Source organism: Pseudomonas sp. TH08, assembly GCF_016651275.1.
In the GTDB taxonomy this organism is placed as follows: Bacteria; Pseudomonadota; Gammaproteobacteria; order Pseudomonadales; family Pseudomonadaceae; genus Aquipseudomonas.
Map to the genome: position 1 here is coordinate 64,307 of NZ_JAEKEE010000003.1, position 16,706 is coordinate 81,012.

General features: G+C 60.3%; 14 protein-coding genes and 2 pseudogenes. 3 read left to right on the forward strand and 13 right to left on the reverse strand.

The features are described 5' to 3' along the window. Window positions 1–57 precede the first annotated feature (57 nt). Window positions 58–519, forward strand: a complete 462-nt coding sequence (locus JFT91_RS13720) for a DUF3574 domain-containing protein (protein ID WP_201232704.1) — start codon at window positions 58–60, stop codon at window positions 517–519. On the opposite strand, the gene JFT91_RS13725 is transcribed toward JFT91_RS13720, so the two are convergent. The 10 genes from JFT91_RS13725 to JFT91_RS13770 form a co-directional block, all read right to left on the reverse strand. After that, on the reverse strand, window positions 516–1,880 hold the full coding sequence (locus JFT91_RS13725; RefSeq protein WP_201232705.1) for an APC family permease: 1,365 nt from the start codon (window positions 1,878–1,880) through the stop codon (window positions 516–518). The two genes, JFT91_RS13720 and JFT91_RS13725, sit on opposite strands and share 4 nt — an antisense overlap. Beyond that, complete coding sequence (locus JFT91_RS13730; protein ID WP_201232706.1) at window positions 1,870–4,257, reverse strand: TonB-dependent receptor plug domain-containing protein; 2,388 nt, start codon at window positions 4,255–4,257, stop codon at window positions 1,870–1,872. The genes JFT91_RS13725 and JFT91_RS13730 overlap by 11 nt, the downstream gene beginning before the upstream one ends. 443 nt (window positions 4,258–4,700) lie before the next feature. Beyond that, the gene (locus JFT91_RS13735; protein WP_201232707.1) at window positions 4,701–5,366 is read right to left on the reverse strand and encodes a sulfite oxidase-like oxidoreductase; all 666 of its coding nucleotides are present in this window, start codon (window positions 5,364–5,366) and stop codon (window positions 4,701–4,703) included. 173 nt (window positions 5,367–5,539) lie between these two features. After that, a complete protein-coding gene (locus tag JFT91_RS13740) occupies window positions 5,540–6,595 on the reverse strand; it encodes a substrate-binding domain-containing protein (RefSeq protein ID WP_201232708.1) in 1,056 nt (351 codons plus the stop codon). A gap of 24 nt (window positions 6,596–6,619) precedes the next feature. After that, the gene (locus tag JFT91_RS13745) at window positions 6,620–7,645 is read right to left on the reverse strand and encodes an ABC transporter permease subunit (protein WP_201232709.1); all 1,026 of its coding nucleotides are present in this window, start codon (window positions 7,643–7,645) and stop codon (window positions 6,620–6,622) included. Beyond that, on the reverse strand, window positions 7,638–9,194 hold the full coding sequence (locus JFT91_RS13750) for a sugar ABC transporter ATP-binding protein (RefSeq protein ID WP_201232710.1): 1,557 nt from the start codon (window positions 9,192–9,194) through the stop codon (window positions 7,638–7,640). Before JFT91_RS13750 ends, JFT91_RS13745 begins: the two co-directional genes overlap by 8 nt. Before the next feature lie 8 nt (window positions 9,195–9,202). Next, a complete protein-coding gene (locus tag JFT91_RS13755) occupies window positions 9,203–9,874 on the reverse strand; it encodes a methionine ABC transporter permease (protein WP_201226838.1) in 672 nt (223 codons plus the stop codon). Beyond that, on the reverse strand, window positions 9,871–10,671 hold the full coding sequence (locus JFT91_RS13760; protein ID WP_201232711.1) for a methionine ABC transporter ATP-binding protein: 801 nt from the start codon (window positions 10,669–10,671) through the stop codon (window positions 9,871–9,873). Before JFT91_RS13760 ends, JFT91_RS13755 begins: the two co-directional genes overlap by 4 nt. After that, a complete protein-coding gene (locus tag JFT91_RS13765; RefSeq protein ID WP_201226840.1) occupies window positions 10,668–11,477 on the reverse strand; it encodes a MetQ/NlpA family ABC transporter substrate-binding protein in 810 nt (269 codons plus the stop codon). The genes JFT91_RS13760 and JFT91_RS13765 overlap by 4 nt, the downstream gene beginning before the upstream one ends. Before the next feature lie 27 nt (window positions 11,478–11,504). Continuing rightward, a complete protein-coding gene (locus tag JFT91_RS13770) occupies window positions 11,505–12,551 on the reverse strand; it encodes an isopenicillin N synthase family dioxygenase (RefSeq protein ID WP_201232712.1) in 1,047 nt (348 codons plus the stop codon). Between the two features lie 474 nt (window positions 12,552–13,025). On the opposite strand from JFT91_RS13770, the gene JFT91_RS13775 reads away from it, so the two are divergent. Continuing rightward, on the forward strand, window positions 13,026–14,570 hold the full coding sequence (locus JFT91_RS13775; protein ID WP_201232713.1) for a methyltransferase regulatory domain-containing protein: 1,545 nt from the start codon (window positions 13,026–13,028) through the stop codon (window positions 14,568–14,570). Between the two features lie 41 nt (window positions 14,571–14,611). Here JFT91_RS13775 and JFT91_RS13780 read toward each other — a convergent pair whose 3' ends face one another. Together JFT91_RS13780 and JFT91_RS29640 are read right to left on the reverse strand one after the other, a co-directional pair. Next, a complete protein-coding gene (locus JFT91_RS13780) occupies window positions 14,612–14,758 on the reverse strand; it encodes a hypothetical protein (RefSeq protein WP_201232714.1) in 147 nt (48 codons plus the stop codon). Next, a pseudogene (locus JFT91_RS29640) lies at window positions 14,749–15,035 on the reverse strand (hypothetical protein). The gene JFT91_RS13780 and the pseudogene JFT91_RS29640 overlap by 10 nt, the downstream one beginning before the upstream one ends. A 457-nt stretch (window positions 15,036–15,492) precedes the next feature. Here JFT91_RS29640 and JFT91_RS30230 point away from each other — a divergent pair. Then, a pseudogene (locus JFT91_RS30230) lies at window positions 15,493–15,671 on the forward strand (DUF6124 family protein); the annotation flags it as partial. 107 nt (window positions 15,672–15,778) lie between these two features. On the opposite strand, the gene JFT91_RS13790 reads toward JFT91_RS30230, so the two are convergent. Then, on the reverse strand, window positions 15,779–16,549 hold the full coding sequence (locus JFT91_RS13790; protein WP_201232716.1) for an AraC family transcriptional regulator: 771 nt from the start codon (window positions 16,547–16,549) through the stop codon (window positions 15,779–15,781). Between the last annotated feature and the right edge of the window lie 157 nt (window positions 16,550–16,706).

Genomic DNA, 16,706 nt, shown 5'->3' on the forward strand with positions numbered 1-16,706 from the left:
TCGCTATTAATCTGCGCCCTTATACTTGCCAACTACTGTCAACAATAAGGAAGTTCCATGCCTCAACGTCTATTACTGGCGGCACTGTTTGTGGCGGTCGCCGGTTGTGCCAGCCCTCCTCCTGTTTCCGTGCATACCAAAGATCCCGCCAGCTCGACCTTGCAGGGAGACGCAACGCGCCCGGCGCAGGCGCAGTGGTTGCGCACCGAGTTGTACTTCTCGGTGGGATCGATTGATGGCAAGGAAGGCGCGGTCAGCCCGGCACGCTGGCGCGAGTTTCTCGACAAGGAAGTCACGTCGCGGTTTCCCGATGGTTTCACGGTGCTCGATGCTTACGGGCAGTGGAGCGATCATGGCGCGAAGGAGCCTGAGCGCTTGAGCACCAAAGTCATTGTGATCCTGCATGAGAACAGCCCCAAGAATGCGGGCAACATCGAGGCGATTCGACTCGCGTACAAACGTATTACCGGCGACCTCTCCGTCCTGCGTCTGTCGCAACCGGCGGAGGTGTCGTTCTAGTCCGCAGTCTGCTCGAGAGCCTGCCGAGGCGTCGACGCCACGCGGCTCAACCCGGTCAAAAGCACCGCCCCCACCAGCAAGACCCCGATCCCCAAAAACGCGCCATAGCCCACCACTGTCACGCTGGAATACAGCATGTACAGGCACAACCCGAAAAACAGCAACGGTAACAGCGGATACAACGGCACCTTGACCGGTCTCGGCACGTCGGGAAATCGTCGGCGCAGGATGATCAATGCCACGCTGCTCAGGCTCAGAAACAGCCAATACACCGGGGTCAGGTACTCGACCATGGTGTTGAAGCCGCTTTGGGTGAAGCTACCGAACAGCACCAGCAGTAACGCCACCGCGCCCTCGGCGAGCAATGCTTTGCGGGGCACCCCGTGACGATCATCCCAATCACCAAAGCTGCGCAATTGCGGCACATCGCGGGCCGCGGCGTAGGTCGTACGGGCACCGACCAATAGCGTCGAATTGATGGTGGCGATGGCGGCAATGCCGACCATCAGCAAAATCAGTACCACGCCGGGAGCACCGAATGCGCGGTTCAACAACTCCACCGCCGGTGCGTTGCTCGCTGCCAGCCCGGCAAAACCCAGGCCTTGAACGAACGCCCAGTTAAGCGCCAGGTAGATGATCATCAACACGGTCAGGGCACCGAGCATGGCGATGAAAATGCCCCGTCGTCCGTCGCGCACTTCCGCCGATAACGTCGCGGCATCGCTCCAGCCGCCGAACGCCAGAAACACGAAAATCATCGCCGCCGAGAACCCGGCCATGCCGGTGTGTTCTGCTACAACCGGGCTGCTCGGCGCGGGCGGCTCGATGCCTTGCCACGCCAAAAAAACACCGGCGCTGGCAATGCTCAAAAAGCCCAGTGCGAGCAGCCCGACCAGCAACGTCTGAGTGATTAAGCCGATGTGTTTGCCGGTGAGATTAAGCAGCACCAGCGCCGCAATCACCGCACCGGCAAACAGCCCCGAGCCGTACGGCCCCAATGGCACCACGGCATTGAAGTAATCGGCAAACATGAACGCCGACAACGCAATCCACCCCGTGTGCATCACCGAAAAACGCGACCAGGCAAACAGGAACCCCATGCGCTCGCCATACGCCGTGCGCAGAAAGTGATAGTCGCCGCCAGGATGCGGAAACGCCGTGGCCATTTCGGCAAAACACAGCGCGCCGATCATCGACGCCACACCACCGAGCACCCACACCAGGTAGAAATGCTCGGGGCCGACGTTAAGCGCCACGGTCGGCGCGGTTTTCAGGATGTCGGTGGTGATCACCATGCCAAGCGTGATCAGCAGCGCCTGAAAAACCGCCAGATGCCGCCCCGGCCCCGCGCTAGAAACCATACGTGGCGCGGGCGTAGTAGTAAGCGCCGTTGGTGCCGATTGGCGAGAGCACATCGTACGGCAGGTTGCCGCCGTAGTTGATCGCCGAACCGGACCGTTCCGGGTAGTTGTCGGTGAGGTTGTTGCCACCGACGGCGAGGTTGAATTTCGGCGTGAACTTGTAGGTCACCTCGGCATCCAGTTGCCACACCGCACCGTAGGTTTGCTCGGGTTGCGAATCGCCGAAATCGAACACGCGGGTGGTCTCGCCCTGACGAGTCAAACGGCCGAGCAAGCCCCAATGTTCGCTGGCCCAGTTGGCGGAAAAGATGAAGCGATCCTTGGGTGCGGCGTCGGTCAGGGTATTGGTTTCCTCGACACCGACCAGCGCGTCATTGCCGATGCCCAGTGCGGTGAGTTGCGACGGCGTGCCCTTGGTGCTGGTGACTTTGGTGTGGTTGTAGGTGTACGCCGTGGTCAGGCCCAGTTGCCCTTCGTACAACGGTTGATGGTAGTTGAGCACCAGTTCGGCGCCGTGGGTGCTGGTGTCGGCGGCGTTGGTGAAGAAGTTGACGTCGTGCACGCCAGCCACGCCGAAGTTGTCGTTGATGTAATTCTCCAGCGCGTCGCTGCCAATGCGTTGCGACAGGGTGATGCGGTCTTTGACGTCGATGCGGAACACGTCCAGCGACGCATCGAAGCGTTCGTTCAACTGGAAGGTCAGGCCGAGGCTGAAGTTCTTCGAAGTTTCCGGATCGAGTTTTTCAGCGCCCAGCGCGCGGGCAATCGGATCGTTGACCGAAAGCACGCGAATGTCGGTCAGCGTACCGCCGTCACCGAAGTTGCTGGTGGTGTTCTGGAAACCGCTTTGTGCCAGCGAAGGGGCGCGGAAGTTGTTCGACACCGCACCGCGCAAGGCCCATTGCTCGGTGAGTTTGTAGCGGCCGCTGAGTTTGCCGGTGAGTTTGCTGCCGGCGTCGTCGTAATGCTCCCAACGTGTGGCGGCATCGACGAAAAAGCGGTCGGTGAGATCGCCGGACAATTCGGCGTAAGTGCCAAAGACATTACGATCCAGATCCGACTCTTCGCTCGGCCGCAGACCGTTGGCGCCGTCCGCACCCGAGCCGATGTAGGAGGCCTCGTCGCCCGCGTAAGTCAGGTAGTTTTCATAGCGGTATTCGCCGCCCACCGCGAGCACAAACGAGCGCTCGCCAAGGCGCAATTCTCGGCTGAAATCGAGGTTCGACGTCGTCTGGCGCAGTTCGTAATCACCGGTATCGAACTTCGTCGGCGAGTCTTCGCCAAGGCTGACGTTGAGGGTACGCCGGGTGGAGCCATCGAAACGGTTGCGGCCATGGGTGACGCTGCTGTCGAAGTCCCAGTCGTCGCCGATCAGACCTTTGAAGCCGGCGGTGGCGGAGATGTCCTTGTTGTCGCCCAGCGATTGCGGCAAGTAACCGTTAGGGTAGAACTGCGGTTGTTCGTATGGGTAACGGTAGAACTCGGCGCCCGTGGTGTGGCGCTGGTTGTAGGTGCCGAAGCTGTAGGCTTTGCCGCCGGCCAGCGGCAGTTCGCTGTTGAACCACAGGTTGACGTCCCGCGCGAGGCCGTCGCCCATCACATAGTTGCGCTGGTTCGGGGTCTCGTCAAAACCGTCGAAACCGGCGCGGTTGGTCGGGTTGCGATCCTTGTATTCGGTGCCACCGCGAATGAAGCCGCCCTCTTCGCCGAGGCGCGTGCCGATCTTGGCGGTAGTCACGCTGTTCTGGCCGTCGGTGGTGGTTTTGCCGATAGCGTCCTGATGGGTGTGAAAAGCGCCGTAACTGGTGGAGACTTCGCCGCCCTCGGGAGCGTCGTCGAGGATGATGTTGATCACCCCGGCAATCGCGTCGGAGCCGTACTGCGCACCAGCACCGTCACGCAGCACTTCGATGCGTTTGATCGCGCTGATCGGGATCGAGTTGAAGTCCACCGGCGCGGTACCGCGGCCGATCTTCGACGAGTCGTTGACCACCGCCGAGGTATGCCGGCGCTTGCCGTTGACCAACACCAACACTTGATCAGGGCTCATGCCGCGTAGTTGTGCCGCACGCACATGGTCGGCACCGCCGGAGTTGGATTGGCGCGGCAGGCTGAAGGATGGCAGCAGCGTCTGTAGCGCCGCGCCCAGTTCGCCGTCAGCAGCGCCGGCAGATTTGAGGTCTTCGGCGGTGAGGACATCGACCGGTACTGGCGAATCGAGCACCGTGCGAGCGGTACCGCGGGTGCCGGTGACCAAGACCGTGTCCAGACGCGCGTCATCCTCGGCACGCACAGACGTTTCTTCAGCTTTTGCGGGAAGTTGCCAAATGGCCGTCACAACAGCGGCCGCCAGCAATGAACGGGAACGGTAATGCATGTAACAGCTCCTTGAATCGCAGCTAATACCCGGCCCTGCCGACAAAAAATGGTCGGCAATCAGTGCACGGCAATGTCTGCTGTAGTTTTAGAAATGCGCAAGGCAGCGAAGGCTGTTGAAACGTTAAATACGTGGTAGCGCGTAGTATCCCCAGATTGGATGGTTACCCCTTGAAGCCCGATGCTAGACGAGCGGAAGGCTTTCGCAAAAGAACCAATAACACTTAGGTTAGATCGCTATAAAGCGCTGTTCTTAGTTCAACATAAGTGTTGCTGAGCCAACACCTGAACCAACTAACACCATTTTTTCAGATTGAAATGCAGTCCCCTTGTAGGAGTGAGCCTGCTCGCGATAGCAGTTCATCTGTCGACATTACCGTTGAATTTAAATCCGCTGTCGCGAGCAGGCTCACTCCTACAGTTTTGATAGGCGTCGGGCTCTACTCAGTCGAAGTCCTTTTCCAGCCAGGCATCCTCTGCAATGTCCAACGCTTCGGCACTGAAGCGCTGTTCCGCAAACGGATCTGCGTGCAGATGAAAGCCGTTTCTCTCCCAGAACCCCGGTTGTTCCTGATCGACAAATTCCAGCCCGCGCAGCCACTTCGCGCTCTTCCAGAAATACCGCCCAGCCACCACCAAACGCAGGGGCCAACCATGTTGCGCGGTCAACGGTTGGCCCGCGTAATGAGTGGCCAACAGAGTGTGCGGATGCAGCAAGTCGTCAAGCCGCAGGTTGGTCTGGTAATCGTGATCGGCGTGGGCCATGACCAAAGTTGTTTGCGGTTGAACATCGAACGCGAGCAACACGTCTTGCAGATGCACCCCGCTCCACTGCGTATCGAATTTCGACCAGCGCGTGACGCAGTGGATGTCGCATTGCAGCTGACGTTGCGGCAAGGCTTGCAGGTCGGTGTAGCGCAGCTCGACTGGATGGTTGAGCAAACCGAACAGTCGCAACGACCAGTTCGCCAGCTCATATTCCGGCACCTCACCTTCGTGCAGGATCGGGAAACGCTCGGTCAGCACCTGGCCCGCCGGCAACCGCCCGCCAAACGCGGGATCGGCTTTCGGCGAACGGCTTTTGCGTAAACGCGCAGCTTTGTTGTGCATGAACCCTCCAGATTTCGCCAAGAAGATCAGCGAGAAGCTTGCTGACTCACCCCGGTCCCTGTAGGAGTGAGCCTGCTCGCGATAGCGTCAGGGCTGTCGACATCTTTGGCGCCTGACCTGACGCTATCGCGAGCAGGCTCACTCCTACAGGGGATCGTTGTCGGTAGGAAGATCTAGTTGGCGACTGGAATCCACGCCGCCCGCGCAACATTGGCCGTATCGCCAAACGCCGGCAGCTTCTGCGCCAGATCACGGACGTTCTTCACATCCAGATCGAGCAACTGCTGGCGGGTGATCAGCGTCGGCGGCACCAGCACCTGGTGCCCCGGATTTTCCCCGGCAATCAACATTGCCAGACTGCGCACACTGATTGCCCCGGCGACTTGCGGATTGACTGCCGCCGTCGCCGCCCAGGCGCTGTCAGGTTCTTTCATGATCTGAATATCAGCGGTGGAAATGTCGGCGCTGTAGATTTTCACTTTGCTCGCCAACCCCGCTTCGTCGACGGCGATTTTCGCGCCTTTGGCAAACTCGTCGAACGGCGCGAAGATCACGCTGATCCCCGGATTGGCGCGCAGCACAGCGCTGGCCTGATCGGCCACCGAGTTGGCAATCGGTGGATTCAGCGTGCCAAACCGCGCCTTCTCGATGATCCCGGGATTGGCCTTCTTCACCTGACTCCAGATCTCGTCGCGGCGCTCCATCGGCGTGAAGCCGCTGATGTACACATAGCCCGCATCAAACTTCGTGCCGTTGTCCTTCACCGCCTGGTCCAGTGCCAGACGCGCCAATGCGTGGTGGTCCTGCTCCACCTGGGTCACTTGCGCGGTGTTGAGGTCGACATCGAAGGCGACGACTTTGATGCCTTTGGCGATGGCCCGGTCAATCGGCCCTTTCAGGGTTTCTGCCAGGCCGAGCTGCACGATGATGCCGTCCACGCCCAGATCAATCGCCTGATCGATCATCTCGCCCTGACTCGCCGCCTGCTGCCGCGCATCGAACACACGCAGATTGGCGCCCAGCGCTTCGGTCTGTTTTTCCACGCCGCGCAAATACGCTTCCGGGAAATCCCCGGAAAACAGATACCCCACCAACGCAATCTGCACCTGACCTTTGTCGAAGGGTGCAGGCGCGCCGGGCAATGCCTTGGCCTGCGCGTTCAACGCCAGCGTCGACAGCAACGCTGTGGCGAGGCAATGGCGGGCGAATTGTTTGATTGAACCGTGCATACAACTTCCTTGACTGAAAGCGGCTCAACGCGCCCGATGCGCGAGGCCGAAGGTGAACATCAGGGCCAGCACCAACACCAGTCCCTTGACGAAATCCTGCGCGTAGTACGGCGCGTTGAGCATGGTCAGACCATTCAACAACGCAGCCACCAAGAGCGCCCCGACCAGCGTGCCGAACGCATTGGGCTTCTTCGCACCGAGCACGGCAAAACCGATCAGCGCGGCGCCGAGTGCGTCCAGCACCAGACCGTTACCCGAACTGACATCGCCACGCCCCAGCCGCGCCGCGAGCAACAGGCCGCCCAACGACGCCAACAGCGACGACAACACATAAGCCAGCAGCTTGAAGCGCTGCACGGGCGCACCGGCCAATAGCGCGGCCTGCTCATTGCCGCCAATGGCATAGAACAAGCGGCCAATGCGCGTGCGCTCCAGAAACAACCAGACCGCCAGCGCCACCACCGCCGTGATCAGCACCGGAACCGGCACGACCTCCCACAGCCGCCCACGCCCCAGCGCCAGAAACGCCGCACTGAAAGTGCCCTCGGTTTCAACGCCATTGGGCAAGGTCATGCCCACCGCAATCGAACGCCCACCGGTTGGAATCAGTTGCACACCGATCACCAGAAACATGCTGCCCAGCGTCGCCAAAATGTCCGGCACCCGCAATTTGACGATCAGCCAACCGTTGAGCAGCCCGACCAAGGCACCGCCCGCAAGGCTGATCAACACCGCCGGCACCGCGCCCCAACCGAGCACCACCATCACGTAGCTGGCGATCATCAGGCTCATCGCTGCCACTGCGCCGATGGACAGGTCGAGGCCGCCGACCGCCATGGTCAACGTCACGCCCAGCGCCAGCAGCGCAACGATCGACACCGACTGGAGGACGCTGAACAGATTGCCGACACGCAGAAACGCCGGTTCGGCAACGCTGAAAAACACCACGATCAGCGCAAGCAGCCACAACAGGCCATAACGGATCAACGCCTGCAGCAGGCGCTCGGCGGGTGCCGGGGTGGTCGATAACAGGGAACTTGAATCAGGCACTCGCTCTGCTCCTTGAGGTGGCATGAAGGGGATTTTCAATGACGTCGGTGCCGGCCAGGGCGGCGACCAGATCGGCGCGGCTGAGTGCGGCGCGCGCGTACTCGGCGACCACCGCGTGATCGCGCACCAGCAGGATGCGGTCGGCGATTTCCAGGGCTTCGTCGGCGTCGGCGCAAATCACCAGAGTCGCTCGGCCCTGGGCACTGTCGCGCAGCAGTTGGCCGATCTCACGGCGGGCGCGGACGTCGACACCCTGAAACGGCTCGTCGAGGATCAGCACCCGACCATCGCCAAGCAGCCAGCGGCCGAGCACGACTTTCTGCTGATTGCCGCCGGACAACGCCGCCATCGGCACATCAATGCCAGCGGTCTTGATCCCCAACGCTGCGACTTGCGCCTCGACCGCCGCCGCTTCGGCGCGATTGCGGATAAAGCCGCCCCGGGTGAAGCGTTCGAGAAACGGCAAGGTCAGCGTGCGACGCAGCGAGAAATCCGCCACCAGCGACTGACTCGCACGATCCTCGGCGGCGAAAAACACGCCGCTGCGAATCGCCTCACGGGGCGAACCGGCCAGCCAGTCATTGCCGTCCAGTTGCAAGGTTCCGCCAGCGGCGGTGCGCAAGCCGAACAGCACCTCGGCGATTTCGCTTTTACCGGCGCCGAGCAACCCGGTCAGCACCACCACTTCGTTTTCGTGCAGGCTCAGATCGAAGGTGTTTGACCCGGGCAGGACTTTCATTGCGCTGAGCTTGAGCACTTCGCGCCCGGCCACACGCGGGACGTAGACATGTTCGGCCAGCGCCTGCCCGAGCATCGCCTGCACCGCCTCGGGTAATTGCCGCGAGGTGAACTCCCCGGCCAATCGGCCGTCACGCAAGACAATGGCGCGATCCGCGACCCGTTGCAGATCCGAGAGCCGATGAGAGATGTACAGAATCGCCACGCCACGGCTGCGCAAGGTATCGATCAAGCCAAATAATCGCTGCGCTTCGGCATCCGATAGCGCCGCTGTCGGCTCATCGAGAATCAACAGGCGCGGCTGCAAAGCGAACGCGCGGGCGAGCACGACCAATTGCCGTTCGGCCTGACCGAGAAGCTCGATGGGTTGCTCCAGCGGCAAGGTCAGGCCAAGCCCGGCAGCAATCTGCGCGGCACGTTCCAGCAGACGTTTGCGATTGAGCCAGAAGTCGGCATCAGGCCGGCACAGTTCATCGAGCAGCAGGTTTTCCGCGACGCTCAATCCCGGCGCGATGCCTTCGTTGATCTGCTGATGCACCGCAACAATGCCGAGCCGTCGCGCCGACAGCGGCGAACTGAAATGTTGCGACTGAGCATCGATGCTGATCGCGCCGCCATCAGCACTCTGGCTTCCGGCCAGAATCTTCACCAGGGTCGACTTGCCCGCGCCATTGGCGCCAAGCAACGCCACCACTTCAGCGGGATAAATGTCCAGGCTGACCCGGTCCAGCGCCCGGTTCGAGCCAAACAACTTGCTCAACTCACGTACACGAATCAGCGGCTCACGGGCCACGGCGACAGGCGCACTCATAAAATTCCTTAACGTCGATGAGCCAGCGAACGCACCAGCCGATCGCCCAGGCTCTGCACGCCCTGAACGAGAATGACCAACACCACCACGGTGGCGACCATCACTTCATTGTTGAAGCGCTGATAGCCGTAACGGATCGCCAGATCACCCAAACCGCCGCCACCGATGACCCCGGCCATCGAGGAAAAACCGATCAGCATCACCAGCGTCAGCGTGATCCCCGCCAGCAATGCCGGCAGCGCTTCGGGCAGCAGCACTTTGAAAATCACGTGGCGAATGTCACCGCCCATGGCGAGGATCGCTTCGATACGGCCCTTGTCGACTTCGTCCAAAGCGTTCTCGACGATACGGGCGAAAAACGGAAACGCGCCGATGGTGATCGGTACCACGGCGGCGGTGCTGCCCAGCGTCGTGCCGACCACCAGCCGGGTCAGCGGAATCAGAGCAATCAGCATGACCACGAACGGCAACGAACGGCCGAGGTTGACCACGCTGCTCAGCGCCGCGTTGAAGCGCGGCATCGGGTACAGCCCGGTGCGGCGGCTGATGAACAGCAACACGCCCAGCGGCAGGCCGATCAATAGCGTGAACAACCCGGCGAGCAAGACCATGTACAGGGTTTCACCGGTGGCGTTGAACACCAGTTGGAGGATTTCATTCCAGTCGATGCTGCGGTTCATGAGTGCGCCGCCCTTACGCCGTATTGCTTGAGGAAGCTCAGCCCCGGCGAGTCATGGCCTAGGGGCAATCCGCAGGCAGGACGCAGCGAGCTGCCGAGCGGGGATTGCGCATCAGCCAACAGCCGAGGCACTGGCCCGGACTCGACCAGGCGTCCATTGGCCATGAACGCTGCGTGATCGCAGATCGATTTGACCACGTCCAGTTCGTGGGTGATCAGCACGATGGTCAGGCCCAGTTGCCGGTTGATGTCGCGCAGCAGTTCAAGGATCGACGCGGTGGTTTCCGGGTCGAGGGCACTGGTGGCTTCGTCCGACAGCAGATACGCCGGCTCCGCCGCCAAGGCTCGGGCGATGCCGACCCGCTGCTTCTGGCCACCGGACAATTGCGAGGGAAAAGCTTGCGCCTTGTCGCTCAAGCCGACCAGTTCCAGCAGCTCGCGAACCCGCACATGCCGCCACGGTTTGCCGACGTTGGCAATCTCCAGCGGCACGGCGATGTTGTCGAAGACGTTGCGCGAATGCAGCAGATTGAAACCCTGGAAGATCATGCCGATGCGCTGGCGTTGTCGGCGCAGGTCGCTGTCGGACAGGGTCAGCAGGTCGACACCATCAATCAGAATCCTTCCGCTGTCCGGTCGTTCGAGCAGGTTGAGGCAACGCAGCAGCGTCGATTTACCCGCCCCGCTACGCCCGAGAATCCCGTAAACCGCACCGTCAGGAATGCTCAGCGACACTTGGTCCAGCGCCGGTGCCGACGCTGAGGGATAGGTCTTGCTCAACTGCTCGACGATGATCATGGCTTGCCGCCCGCCACCGGGATCACCGAACCGGCAAAGTGCTCGGTGATGTACTTGGCGACTTCCGGCGAGGTCAGGTCTTTAGCCAATTGCGCAATGCGTGGATCGTTCTGCAGTTTCGGCGTGGTCACCAGAATGTTCGCGTAGGGATTGTGCTCGGCCTTTTCCAGGCCCAGCGCGTCCTTGGCCGGCACCAGTCCGGCGTCCAGCGCGTAGTTGCCATTGATCACCGCCAGATCGACGTCGTCCAGCGAGCGTGGAATCTGCGGTGATTCGATTTCAAGAATTTTCAGCTGTTTCGGGTTTTCGGCGATGTCCTTGGGCGTTGCCTGATCGGCAGCCGGATCGTTGAAGCCGGGTTTGAGTTTGATCAGGCCGTTGTCCTGCAACAGGTACAGTGCGCGGCTCAGATTAGTGACGTTATTGGGCACGGCGATGGTGCCTTTAACCGGCACGTCGGCGAAGCTTTTGTGACGGTGCGAGTAGATGCCCAAGGGCTCGATGTGCACCGTGGCGGCCACTGCAAGTTTTTCACCGAGGGCCTGTTCCTGGGATTTCAGGTACGGCAGATGCTGGAAGTAATTGGCATCGACATCGCCATGCACCAACAGCTCGTTGGAGTTCACGCCGTTGGGGATTTCAATGACCTTGAGGTTGAGTTGCGGATCAATTTTCTGGATGTACGCGAGGATCTGCGCGTGGGGCACCGGATCGGCCGCAACGCGCAGCGGTTCCAGCGCTTGAGCACCGAACGAAGTCACCAGTGCGCCGAGGACGGCCAGGGTCAAACCTGCTTTTTTCAACATAACGAATGTCCTTGAGCGAGTGATCAATCAGGCGGTTTTGCGCGCAGGGGCTGGCGGCAATAGCGCATCGGCATAAAAACGCTGGGCGACATCGGGATGTGAGCGCAAACGACCCTTGAGGTAGTTCCAGCCAACATCGCGAAACAATGGATTCAGCGGATCACTTGCCGGCCCGCGTGCCTCACGCAACAGCGCGGTGGGCAATGGGTAAAGCGGCACCGTGGCGTCGAGTTGTGCACCGAGGAAGAAGGCGATGGACAGGCGCTCGCTGCCGGCCGGTGGTGAAACCACGCGATGCACCGTGGCGCGCAGATAACCGTTGGTGGCCAGTTCAAGCAATTCGCCGATGTTCACCACCAAGGTGTTTTCGCGGGGCAATGCGTCGATCCAGCGGCCCTCTTCGATTTCGACTTGCAGGCCAGCCTGTTGGTCTTGCAGCAGGAAGCTGAGGAAACCGGAATCCTTGTGCGCACCGACGCCTTGATGGCTGGCCTCGCTCGCCTGGCCGGGATAGCGCATCAACTTGATGTGTTCGTTGGGTTTGTCGCCGTAGAGCTGATCAAAAGCGTCTGCTCTTAGCGACAGCGCCTGAGCGAACGCCCGCAGCAGGCGCAACGACATGCGCGTCATCGCCTGTTGCCATTCGAGCAGCAGCGGTTTCAGTTCTGGCAATGCCGCCGGCCATTGGTTGGGGCCTTGCAGCCGAGCCCACAATGGGCTGTCCGGGTCTGAGGGCAGGACCTCGCGTTCCGCGCCCAGATCAAACTGCTCACGCTGATCGGGCTGACCGCGAGTGATCTCCGAGGCGGCGCGGTTGTAGCCGCGAAAGTGCGCTGAGTTGATCATGCCGACGGCGGTTTTCTCGCTGTCGGGCAAGGCGAAAAATTGCCGGGCGTGAGCCTGCACCTGCTGGAGCAAGGCACTGTCGATGCCATGGCCGGTGAGATAGAAGAACCCGACATCTCGGGCGGCGTGGCGCAGGCTTTCAAGAAACTCGTAACGCTGTGGCGCCGTGCCTTCAAACAGCGAAAGGTCGAGCGTTGGTAATGCGGTGATGTCGAGGGTATGCGGCATGATTCACTCCCGTGTGAACCAAACCTGAAGAGCCTTTGATCGATTCAGCGTGCGCCGTCATGGCAATCGGGGGTCTATCGGTTTGATGCGTTGATTCGTCGTTGAGGACAAAACTAAACGATCTTAAAAACAGCGGGCCAATATCTTTTTTGCATTACCTTAGTCTGTACGCGCTCATCCCTGTAGGAGCCGCCGAAGGCTGCGATCTTTTGACCTGGATTCTAAACAGACAAGATCAAAAGATCGCAGCCTCCGGCAGCTCCTACAGGATGGAGGTAAGTGCGGGTCAGGTGTTTTAAGGTTCGCGACCAAGGTTTGGCGGGCGGTGATCGGCCACCTTCAAGGTTTTCAGGCGCGTGCGGCAGAAATCCGGAAACGAAAAGACATACTCACCCGCATATTGTCCTTGTGGCACCTGATCGCTACCCCTTATAAGAGCAGCTTTTCAGCCTCGAAACAAAAGGACACGAAAGCATGAGCGACGCCTGGAACGAAGGTTATTTCACGGACGAAGGCTACACCTACAGCTATAGCCGGGAAATCAATCCTGTGTTCCAGCGCTACTGCTTGTTGTTGCGCGGGTTTGCCACCCTGGAATCGGCTGAGAGCTATCACTGCGAGCTGGGCTTTGGCCAAGGCGTTTCGATCAATATCCATGCCGCGGCCAACCCGGGTTCCTGGGTCGGCACCGATTTCACGCCCTCTCAGGCCGCCCACGCCAGCACCCTCGCCAGCGAATGGAACAGCGACGCGCGACTGTATGACGACAGTTTCGAGCAATTGCTGGCCCGCGATGATTTGCCCCAATTCGACAGCATCAGCCTGCATGGCATCTGGACCTGGGTCAGTCGCGACAACCAGAAACTCATCGTCGAGTTTGCCCGTCGGCATCTCAAACCCGGCGGGATGCTGTACGTGAGCTATAACTGCTTCCCCGGCTGGTCGCCTGCGGCGCCGCTGCGCAATCTGTTCAGCCTGCACGATCGCTTCGCCAAGTCGGCATCTGCCGGCCCGGATCAACGCATCGATGCCGCGCTGCAATTTTCCGAAGCGTTGCTGGCCGCCAACCCCAACTACGCCAGCAGCGTGCCGAACCTCGACGCCAAACTGCAGAGCATCAAGGGGCAGAATCGTCAGTACATCGCCCATGAATATTTCAATCGCAGCTGGGACTGCATGTATTTCACCGACGTCGTCGATGCCATGGCCCCGGCCAAACTCGACTACGTCACCACTGCTGTGCCGCTGGATTCGGTCGACCCGCTCAACCTCAGGGCCGATGGCATGGACTTTCTGGAAGGGATCGAACATCCGATCATGCGTGAGCAGGCGCGTGACTATTTCGTCAACCAGAGCTTCCGTCGTGACCTCTACGTGCGCGGCTCAACCCGGCTGTCCTCTGCGGAACAGCGCCAGGGCTTGTTCAATACTCGTTTCATCTTGCTGCAAGCAGCAGAAAGCGTCCCTCTGCATGTCCGCGGCCCTGCGGGCGAAGCCTCGCTGCAGAGCGAAATCTACGGCCCGGTACTGCAAGCGCTGGCAGCCAACGACTACGCGCCGAAAACCTTGCGCCAGTTGGCCAACGCAGCATCTGCGCTGCCTTATGACGACGTATTGCAGGCCCTCAACGTTCTGATCGGACTGAATGCTGTCGCCCCTTGCCAGAGCGTCGCGGCGGAAAACCAGGTGCGGGCTCGATGCAACGAGCTCAATTTGTTGCTGTGCTCGCGCTCGTTGTTGAGCGACAAGATTCAGGTGCTGGCCAGCCCGGTTACCGGCGGCGGCGTCACCGTCAGCCGCTTCGAACAACTGTTCCTGATATCGATCAAGCAAGGTCAACAGCACCCGGCAGAATGGGCGCAACTGGCGTGGGCGATCCTCGGCGAACAAGGCGAAGTCCTCGTCAAGGATGGCAAGCCGCTGATGACCGCCGAAGAAAACATCGAGGAATTCACTGCACGTGCTCAGGTGTTTGCCGAGAAATCGCTGGTGATTCTCAAGGCGTTGGGTATTGCTTGATCCGGTGACAAGACGGGTGGCGCTCGCCGTCACCCGTCTTGTCACCGCGAGCGCGTGTTGCCTTCGGCTTTTAGCCACTCACTGGCGACAAAACCGTGCCCGCACAGGTCGCAGTAAAAACCGTCGACCAGTTGCTCAAGTGGCGAGTCTTTCAAGCGCTCATATTGCTCGTCCCCAGTCATTTGCACTTGGCCAACACCACCTGACACGTACCCGGCGTACCCCGGAGCGTCCGGCATAACGCATGCAGTTGGCCATGGATTTTTGCCGGGCCATGTTCAGACTGGAACCCCAGGCGAGGCCACCTTCTCCGACCGTCGGCAGCGCTTTGGCGTAGCAACTGTCGCCGACGCCCGAGGGTGGATAGTGTTTGCGGTTTGAGCAGCCGGAAGTGAGCGTCAGGCTGAAGGCGATCAGGATGGGCAGGAGCCATAGCGAGTGTCGGCCTTTTTGTGTTCCGATCATCGCGGGGCTCCTGTCATAAGAGGGTCGTGGCCTATTCAGTCTAGCGGGTATGAGAGGCGTTCAGGCTTCTGCCGTTGGTCGATAACGCCCCCGCACCTGCAATTTTTTTGATTTTAAACACTCACGTTTAAATGAAACGCCAAGACACGTAATCAGGCTACACGACCTTGCGTAATTGCCTACAGCTACGCCAGAATCCGCCGGCTTGTGCGCCTTGAGGTCGGGTTCTATTGTGGTGCGGTCGCTGACGAATCAGCGATCGGGTTTAGCGATCCGGCACCTTACAGACGCAACATGCCCAGCCTCAATTGCAGTTTTTGTCGATCTGCACTTGGCGTCATGGTGGCTGTGCGTGGGAGACCTTCGGGTCTACCCGGGGTTTCTGTGACCCGGATCGCTAACCTGCGTACAGCCGCCACCTTTACTTGTTTAGCGATGAGCCGTGGCGGCTAAATAAAACGAAGAACTGCTGACTGATGCCAGTGAAACGCTCGCTTCGGCCAAAACCATTGCTCAGGACGTCGCCAGTCTGCTGCCCCGTCACAGCGTCGGGCGCTGCTGGGCATTGCGCAACTGATCATGCTCGGGGAGCTGGGAGTGAATCGGGTGCTGGATAATCAGCAGATGCCGGATTGACACCAACTCCCTCACCACAGTGATTGTGTAGGAGCTGCCGCAGGCTGCGATCTGTTGATCTTGAGCTTGAAAAAACAAGATCAAAAGATCGCAGCCTGCGGCAGCTCCTACAGGGATGTGGCCTGACGGTATTGGCGTGGGGTGAAGCCGGTCGAGGCTTTGAACTGGCGGGTGAAGGCGCTGTGATCGGTGTAGCCGCATTGCAGTGCCACGTCGGTGATCGGCAGGTCGGTGTGCAGCAATCGATGGGCGTGTTCCAGGCGCACTTTCTGGATCATTTGCCGGGGCGTCAGGTGGAACACCCGTTTGCAGTAGCGCTCCAGTTGCGCGACGGAAATACCGGCGATGCGCGTCAGTTCGCCCAGTGTGACGCGGCGGTTGAAATGGTTGCGAATGTACTCGTCGACCGCCGCCAGGCGCTGGAAGGCCGGATGGGTTTCGCTGGCTGACTGCACATCTACGGAGATACCCGCCAAGCCGATGATCTGACCCTCACGGTTATACAGCGGCTGCTTGTGGGTCAGGCACCAGCCCGGTTCGCGACTGCCGTACAGATGCAGTTCGAGCTGATCCTCCAGCACAAACCCTTCTTCCAGCACTTTGCGATCCTGCTCGGTGTAGCCCGGCCCCAACTGCGCCGGGAACACTTGCGCGCTGGTTTTGCCGAGCAGCGGGCGCAAATCCTTTAAGCCACAACGCTGCACCAGTGTGCGGTTGGCCAGCACATATCGGGCCTGCATATCCTTGATGAAAATCGCTGCATTGGGGATCACGTCGAGCATCGGCAACAGCAGCGCGGCGCCGGCCACCAGCGCTTCGAGGGTCTGCGGACGATTGCCGTCAGTGCCTTGGGACAGAATCGAAAACGCGCCCTGCATCAAAGATCTCCCCTGTAATTGGTCAAGCCAGGTGCCCGCCCGCGCGGCATTCGCCAGCAGATTGCAACATCGTCGAAGGCGTGTCGAGGGCCGCGTTTGTTCTAGGCAATTGTGCTGATTTCGTCATCGATCTCGCGGCAAAACATCAATCGCAGCC

What these genes read in the sequence shown, in the direction of transcription:
- JFT91_RS13720 (WP_201232704.1), top strand. Translation starts at nt 58, where the DNA reads ATGCCTCAACGTCTATTACTGGCGGCACTGTTTGTGGCGGTCGCCGGT.
- JFT91_RS13725 (WP_201232705.1), bottom strand. Translation starts at nt 1,880, where the DNA reads ATGGTTTCTAGCGCGGGGCCGGGGCGGCATCTGGCGGTTTTTCAGGCG.
- JFT91_RS13730 (WP_201232706.1), bottom strand. Translation starts at nt 4,257, where the DNA reads ATGCATTACCGTTCCCGTTCATTGCTGGCGGCCGCTGTTGTGACGGCC.
- JFT91_RS13735 (WP_201232707.1), bottom strand. Translation starts at nt 5,366, where the DNA reads ATGCACAACAAAGCTGCGCGTTTACGCAAAAGCCGTTCGCCGAAAGCC.
- JFT91_RS13740 (WP_201232708.1), bottom strand. Translation starts at nt 6,595, where the DNA reads ATGCACGGTTCAATCAAACAATTCGCCCGCCATTGCCTCGCCACAGCG.
- JFT91_RS13750 (WP_201232710.1), bottom strand. Translation starts at nt 9,194, where the DNA reads ATGAGTGCGCCTGTCGCCGTGGCCCGTGAGCCGCTGATTCGTGTACGT.
- JFT91_RS13755 (WP_201226838.1), bottom strand. Translation starts at nt 9,874, where the DNA reads ATGAACCGCAGCATCGACTGGAATGAAATCCTCCAACTGGTGTTCAAC.
- JFT91_RS13760 (WP_201232711.1), bottom strand. Translation starts at nt 10,671, where the DNA reads ATGATCATCGTCGAGCAGTTGAGCAAGACCTATCCCTCAGCGTCGGCA.
- JFT91_RS13765 (WP_201226840.1), bottom strand. Translation starts at nt 11,477, where the DNA reads ATGTTGAAAAAAGCAGGTTTGACCCTGGCCGTCCTCGGCGCACTGGTG.
- JFT91_RS13770 (WP_201232712.1), bottom strand. Translation starts at nt 12,551, where the DNA reads ATGCCGCATACCCTCGACATCACCGCATTACCAACGCTCGACCTTTCG.
- JFT91_RS13775 (WP_201232713.1), top strand. Translation starts at nt 13,026, where the DNA reads ATGAGCGACGCCTGGAACGAAGGTTATTTCACGGACGAAGGCTACACC.
- JFT91_RS13790 (WP_201232716.1), bottom strand. Translation starts at nt 16,549, where the DNA reads ATGCAGGGCGCGTTTTCGATTCTGTCCCAAGGCACTGACGGCAATCGT.